This window comes from Bartonella sp. AD24XZML (assembly GCF_042196485.1).
In the GTDB taxonomy this organism is placed as follows: Bacteria; Pseudomonadota; Alphaproteobacteria; order Rhizobiales; family Rhizobiaceae; genus Bartonella.
On the sequence record NZ_JBHIQH010000007.1, the window covers coordinates 1 to 7,025 of the forward strand.

General features: G+C 33.3%; 5 protein-coding genes and 2 pseudogenes. 5 read left to right on the plus strand and 2 right to left on the minus strand.

All coding sequences use genetic code 11. The features are described from left to right. Positions 1-300: pseudogene (locus ACFIMX_RS01090) on the minus strand (Arm DNA-binding domain-containing protein); the annotation flags it as partial. A gap of 804 nt (positions 301-1,104) precedes the next feature. On the opposite strand from ACFIMX_RS01090, the gene ACFIMX_RS01095 reads away from it, so the two are divergent. The 5 genes from ACFIMX_RS01095 to ACFIMX_RS01115 are packed head-to-tail and all read left to right on the plus strand — an operon-like array spanning position 1,105 to position 5,890. Further along, entirely contained in the window at positions 1,105-2,343 is a 1,239-nt protein-coding gene (locus ACFIMX_RS01095; protein ID WP_375639723.1) for a radical SAM protein, read from the plus strand. Next, entirely contained in the window at positions 2,336-4,120 is a 1,785-nt protein-coding gene (locus tag ACFIMX_RS01100) for an MFS transporter (protein WP_375639722.1), read from the plus strand. Before ACFIMX_RS01095 ends, ACFIMX_RS01100 begins: the two co-directional genes overlap by 8 nt. After that, positions 4,110-4,724 (plus strand): hypothetical protein, encoded by a 615-nt coding sequence (locus ACFIMX_RS01105; RefSeq protein ID WP_375639720.1) that lies wholly within the window; start codon positions 4,110-4,112, stop codon positions 4,722-4,724. The genes ACFIMX_RS01100 and ACFIMX_RS01105 overlap by 11 nt, the downstream gene beginning before the upstream one ends. After that, positions 4,693-5,685 carry a hypothetical protein gene (locus ACFIMX_RS01110; protein ID WP_375639719.1) on the plus strand — a complete coding sequence of 331 codons (993 nt, stop codon included), beginning with the start codon at positions 4,693-4,695 and terminating at the stop codon, positions 5,683-5,685. The genes ACFIMX_RS01105 and ACFIMX_RS01110 overlap by 32 nt, the downstream gene beginning before the upstream one ends. A gap of 52 nt (positions 5,686-5,737) precedes the next feature. Next, positions 5,738-5,890 (plus strand): hypothetical protein, encoded by a 153-nt coding sequence (locus ACFIMX_RS01115; protein ID WP_375693911.1) that lies wholly within the window; start codon positions 5,738-5,740, stop codon positions 5,888-5,890. 782 nt (positions 5,891-6,672) lie between these two features. Here ACFIMX_RS01115 and ACFIMX_RS01120 read toward each other — a convergent pair. Then, a pseudogene (locus ACFIMX_RS01120) lies at positions 6,673-7,025 on the minus strand (virulence-associated protein E); the annotation flags it as partial.

The window sequence follows — 7,025 nt, forward strand, 5'->3', positions numbered from 1 at the left end:
CCAATCACAAGCCTTACCATCATCTTTTAATTCAGCTTTCCGACTTTCAAAAGCATCTACAGCAATATCTTTTAAGTAATGGAGATTGCTTATTGCTTCACGCTTTTGTTTGTTGCGTTCTTTAATGGGGTCACGACCCTCATGCAAAACAGAACGCCATTGATTTGCTAATTCACGGGCTTTTTTTAAAGAAACGTTTCGCAACGCTCCCAAGCCCATTTCACGACGACGTCCGTGAAGGGTATACCGTAAAATCCATTGAGCACCTCCATCTTTACGCTTATGAAGTAACAAGCCGGCNCCGTAAAATCCATTGAGCACCTCCATCTTTACGCTTATGAAGTAACAAGCCGGCTTGTGACGTGCAAGCAAGTGGTTTTAGTTGATTCAACATACACAGATTTGAAATGAGAGAATCCTACGTTATTTGGGATTCTTATTCGATATGAATAATGCTAAATTATCATTATAAATCAATATGATTGTATCTTTAATAAGAAATAAAAGTTTGTATTTTGGCGTCGAGTAGAACCTCTTTTAAAAGTAATTTCACCGCAAGTAGTATTTCACAAAATTACAATTAAAACAGAAAAATAATTGAAAAATTTTTCTTCTGAGAAGCTGATTTACGCAACAACTATTCTTTATTTCAGCCCAAAAAAACCTTTTTAAAATTACTTGATAAAGCAGAGCATTGCATATTTCTTATTGCGATTTAAGTGAAATAGCCATTGAAAACAGGAATAATACTTTTTGAATGAACTTAATAATTAAAATGGAAACTAGCTGAGTACAAGAGTTTTTCGATTTATACCGGTATAGGCCAATTTATTTTCCAAACTGAATATTGCGTAATACAGTTAAATTGACTTTACAATTATAAAGTTGTAAATCACAATGTCTTGAATATAAATAAGGTACATAATAGCAATATGAGGAGGATGTTATGTCATATAAAAAGCCGCAGGTGATTGGTACTGTGAATAGTGCAAGTTTAACTTGTTATAAACCATTGGCGCGAGATAGAAAAAAATAAAAAAGCAGGATAAGGGCGCAGCAGCGCCCTTATCCATTGTATTATTAAGAAACAATTTAGGAGGGGAGATGTTTCGTATTAATCTCGACGAGAATAGCATAACTAGATTAAATGATTTTCAGACTATTGTGCTTAATGATTCAGCTATAATTTTAATTGATTCAGTTTTTTTACAGAATCAGAAAATTGAAACTGTTGCGGCAAAGCTTAATGTAGAGACAGAGGTCTTAGCATCAGATTTTTCAATCTTGTTAAGAGAATTAGAAAAGAATGGTTTTCTTTTAAAAAAGGAAAACTTGATTAGTGCGTCAGATTCGATTTTTGATCTTAAAAAATTATGGGCACCTGTAACACCTATTATACATATTATCCAGAACTGCAATAGCCCTTGTATCATGTGCGATTGCTGGAAGATTAAGGAAAAAAATTGGCATACTCCAGAAAGTTTAATACCCTTATTTAGAATGTTGAAAGAAAAAGGAGCTGCCTCAGTGATGCTTTCTGGGGGAGAACCTTTAATGCATCCGAGGCTTAAAGATATTTTATTAACGTTGAATGAACTAGGTCTGCCTGTTGAATTAAATACCAATGGCATCTTATTGCATAAAAATTTATGGATTTTACAGTATGACATAAAAGAAATTGTTATTTCTATGGATTCGACTAGTGTCCAAGGATATTATGATATACGGGGGGCGAATAAATTTGATCGCGTGTGGGAAAACATTGAAACAGTTAAGAATCTTCAACCTCTGCAAAGTATAGGAATAAGAGCGACAGTTACCAAAGAGATTCTAGAAAATATTATTAATTTTATCGATTTTTGTATAAGCAAAGATGTCGATTATATCGGATTCAACCCGCTCGATACGTCGTCATTTTGTTTTTCTAGAAACAATAATACAAAGGATCGATCTAAGGCTTTAAGCAACAAAATTCTTCCGCCAAACGCCTCACTTTTTCATTTGAGAGATGAGTTATTAAGGAAAGAATCTCTCCTCCAGATTTATATAGATAAAAAGTTCCAAGAAAGGAAAATCTCATGGACGTCACAAAATTTTGTAAATTGTATTAATTATTACTTAGGCGAAAATTCTACGTACGTTTCGTCGTCGTTAATGTGTTTATTTCCATTTTCATCCTTGGTATTGGACTATAATGGAGATTTAAAAAATTGCTTTTATTCAGAAGCTTTTGGGAATCTACAAAATTATGAGGCAATAGATTGGTCTGCTCAAAGCGTTTTAAAATCTTTGAAAGAATCTGGCGCATGTAGCGGATGTCGTGGGAAGGTATTTTGTGGATAAGGTTAAGCAATTTAAGATTTATAGCGTTAGCAAGTCTACTGCTCTAGTGGTTGCTGTTTTACCACTTTTTTTGTCGGAAAAATTGCATTTGTCGCAAGCGGATATTGTTTTAATCGGTAGTTATTTTTTATTGCTTCCTTTGATCTTAGAGGTCCCCTTGGGTTTATTATCAGATGTTTATGGAAGTAAGCGCGTTATTTATACTGGACTGTTTTTCTTTCTTTGCGGTTTTTTAGCTCTTTTTATGAATTATGCATTTTTTGCTTACGCTACTTATTTGTTGTGTATTACATTAGCGGCCGCTTGTTTCTCAGGTGCGGAAGATAGTTTACTCTTTTCTGTAGTACCAAAGCATCGCACACTGTTTTCCGTTAAGTCCGAAGTGGCTGCTGTTACCTATAGTATGACAACGGTACTTATTTTTTTAGGGGGAATACTTTATTATGTGCATCCTGCATTGCCTGTGATTTTTCAAGTATTTTCATTAATTTTTGCTATTTTTATGTTTTCAAAACTGACGAAGGGATTAGATAGTTTTCATATCAACGCTCATCCGAGTATTTTCACAGTTCTGTGCGCCAGCCGTAAAGAAGTCAAAAATCCTTATCGCTTCACTCTTATTTTTTTAAGTGCAGTTTCAGCTTTTGCTATTTTGGTTAATAATCGAACTGTTTCTATCGCATTTTCTGATTTTTTGCCGTTTCAACCTGCTATTTTGGTTTCGATTATTTTTATCATTGGGAATTTTTTTTCAGCAAGTTCCAATATATTGTTTCAGAAGTATTTTTCAAAGTTTCAAAATCCTATTTTTCCCGTCTTAATGATTGGTTGTATGGTAACCATTGCTTTTTTTCTCATGTCATTTCAAATCATTGCGGCTCTTATATTAGGATTTTTACTGCTATGTGTTTTTAAATCTGCTTATCGATCTTATCTGTCGTCTCTTCTTATAAATTCACTGATTGATCCCAAAGCTATCGCGACTGTTTTATCATTTACAGCCATTATTACAGCTGTTGTATCCTTTGCATTCAGTTTTTTATACGGTCATGTTTTTTCAACATTCTGGCAAGCTAATTTGTGGTTGGCAGTAGTTATGGCTGTGATTTTTGGGGTGTCTGCTTTAATTATTTTTGTCAGAAAACAAGAAATCATTTGGTTACAGCCTGAAAATGCACAATCGTCAAAACAACATTTCTTGAAACGCAAGCATCAAGAGTTTTGCTATGGGCAAATTTATCCGGAAGCATCGTGCATTAATGAAAACATCAAGGATGGCTCTTTTCGACAAAGTCTCTATCCTGCACCAAATTTGATAACACTTTGCGATGAAGTCGTCGAATGGGAGTTTATCCGGGGTACTGTATTGAGCCAAATGGATTTGCTACATCAAAAGGCGATTATTGATCAAATCAATAAGATCTTTCAAGATCGATTAAGCAAGAATATAATCTTATCACATGGAGATTTACATCCTGATAATATCATTGTTACTCCTGATAGTTCTTTTATGGTAGTGGATTGGGATTTATGTCAAGAAGCCAGTCCGGAATTGGATATCTTAACATTTTTCACCAGTCCAAGATTATCTCTCAATTTAGAAGAACGGATAGACTATATTTCTCATTTGCTGTCTATATCAAAGGATGAAGCTTTACCAATGATAAAAGCGTTTGTGTCTAAAAAAATTTCTGATCTTTGTCTATACCAAAATATTTTCATGAAACAATTAGTATTGGATTATATGAGCTTGAATAAGGAATTTCATGGGCGATAATATTGTAATTTGTAATGAAAATTGCAGTGCGGGCTGCAATCATTGTTCGTATTCGATGGAATGTATGGTGAGAGATGATGCGTTGCTTGAATCTTTATATACAATAAATGACATAAAATCTGATTTTATTATTCTTTCTGGTGGAGAGCCTTTTGAGCTCGATTATGATTTACTTCATAAATATACTTGTATGTGTCTTATTTGTAAAAAATATTTTCGGATTGCAACAGGGGGGCACATCTCTATTCAACCATATTTGAAGCTATTAAAGAGTAATCCGTTCTTTTTAGGGATACAAATAGGCACAGATGTTATTTCAGAGATAAGAAATCTAGACAATAAAAAATATAAACAAACGTGGGTGCGTAACATAGAATGTATGAAAAAAGATAGCGTACCATATAGTGTAACGATTACTTTATCGGAAAGATTCGATTTGGCAGAAGTGTTAGCTCTAATACGCATCGCTACTCCCGAGTTCATTTTAGTTAATTTTGAAAATAGAAAAAAGTATGAGAATAGATTTCAGTTAAATATGATACGGGATTTTTTTTCTGGCTGTGAGATAAAATATGGATATACGCATCAGAGTTTACACCAATAAATATAAACTATCGGATTCTTTTCACAGTTCTTCTGGTGTGTTAGTTGAAAAAACAGAACTGATAATTTTATTTACTGCTCAGGATAAAGTTATTTCGCCCTTTGCTATGGAGTTGCCATTGTCACCTAGTCACGGAGAAATGCCGGACGATTTTATAAAATCTGTAAATGAACGATCAATAAATAAAAGTAAACACTTTGCAAATTCTTTAAGCTATTTCTTTGGGGTGGAAGATTTTTTTAAAAAAGTTGAAATGGCTAAAATTACTAATTCTGGATTAATAAAATCTATTAAAACGATAGGAATAGGTGCAATTATTGATGATGAGATACGTAATTACGATTTGATAAAATTGAAATCATCGAATCAGTATTTGGATGATACAATTGCAATTGTTAACGAAAACAAAAATGTAAAATTTATTATTGATTTCAATGCAAGTATTAATTTTGAGCAGTGGAATTATTTTATTGATAGGATAGATAAGAATAATTTGTTTGGAATAGAACAGCCTGTGAAATTTCCTTCAAAAATTCCAGATTTGGGTTTCTTAAATATCGCTGATGAGACATTCGTGAAATGTGGTTATGAAAAAATTCACGAATATGGCTATAATGCTTTTGTTTATAAGCCATTTGCAGGTAATATTAAAGAATTATATAAGTGTTTTGAGAATAAAAATAACTACGTTGGTATGGTTGGAAGTAATGTTTCTGGCCCTTTAGATTGTAGTTTTTGTAACATCATAAATCATTATATGCCTACCAAATTAGCAGGAAATCGTGCAAGTAATTTTGAAGCGCATCCGTTAAATAATAAAACTGAGGATTTAATGAGAATTCGAGAAAAAAAGATCTCTCTCTCTGATGAATTGTTTATTTATCTTGATAAATTTTGCCGAAAGGTATCGGATTTGTATTTTGATATGAATAAATTAAAAGAAATTGCTACAGATATATAGTATTTCCCACTCTGAAGCAGCTATGTTTCGTGAATAGATATAGGACATACCGATGGAAGAACGATATGGTGCTTGCCTCGGGATTTCATATACTAAAAGTATCAAAGATGGTTGCAAAATTGGCTTTGATTTTTTTGATATTAGCAGTAATTTAAGCAGCAACTTGCCTTTTTTATTCAAGATTTTTGATGAGAAAGAATTATAGGTATTTCAGCTTGATGTTTATTATAAAGCTGAGCTCAACCCCAATCAGAACAGTATAGCAGGTGGCCTTATTATCTTACTTAAAGAGGGCTAGCTAAGAAGCATACGCTTGTTATTATATCGAATGTTCTCAATTTGCATTCGATTAAACTTATACATCAAGATGGCTTTTATTCTAATATCATCAATACTGGGCTTTATAGATTAAACATTCAAGTCCAATAGTTCGCAGAACAAATGAGCCATGCATTCAAAATGCCAATTACGAGTAATATAAATCCAGATGATATTGTAGCTGATATTCACTTAATACCATCAATACTCCCAAATGACTCCTATTATCGTAAGTTTTTCTTTTCTCTTGAGATCATTACCAACGTCATAAAAATATATTTTACCATGCTGTTGCACGTTTGGATTTTTTACAAAAATAGAAATTTCCATAGAGTAGCTCAAGATCCTAAACAAAAATATTAAAATATAATGTTTTTTATTTTTTGTTATTAAAAAAATAACATAAACATTGGAATAACTCTCCAAAGGCAACAAAACTTTTTGTAAGAAGAACTCTGATCATTTTCTTTGAAAAAAGAGCAATGAAGAGAATGTCACTAAAAAGAGCGTTGAGCGATTGGCTTGAAAAACTTTCAAAAGAGATTTCTCTATTGTGTGGTCCTATGATTTTTCACCAAGGTGAGCTATTCATAGCGTTTTGTAGGCCGACCGCCTTTTGGGTTTTGTCTTCATAAATTTCACGAAGATAGTTGCAACAGCATAAAAGCTCTAAAGTTTGTTAAATAATTCCTTATGTTTTGGATTGGCTTGACTTAAATGCACCGCGCCACCCGTTACAGATCCCAACATGGCTTTTGCTGATCTTTGATCTGTTGTACAGCCATTGGCTTGTAAAAAGGTTCTATGAATAGCAAAGGAGCCAGCCCTCTTAACAAGAGCAATCAACGCGGGCAGTGTAACCCCAGAGGGGTGTGGGCACTTGTCGTAAAAGCGTAAATCTGTAGGCAAATCACATGTGATCCCCCGCATACGTAAATAGGTTTCTGCTAAAGTATTTTTGATTGGTTTGCTTTGTTGCCAAATTGCTTTTGCTCTCTCTGCTTTCAGTTTTGCTCGTTTGA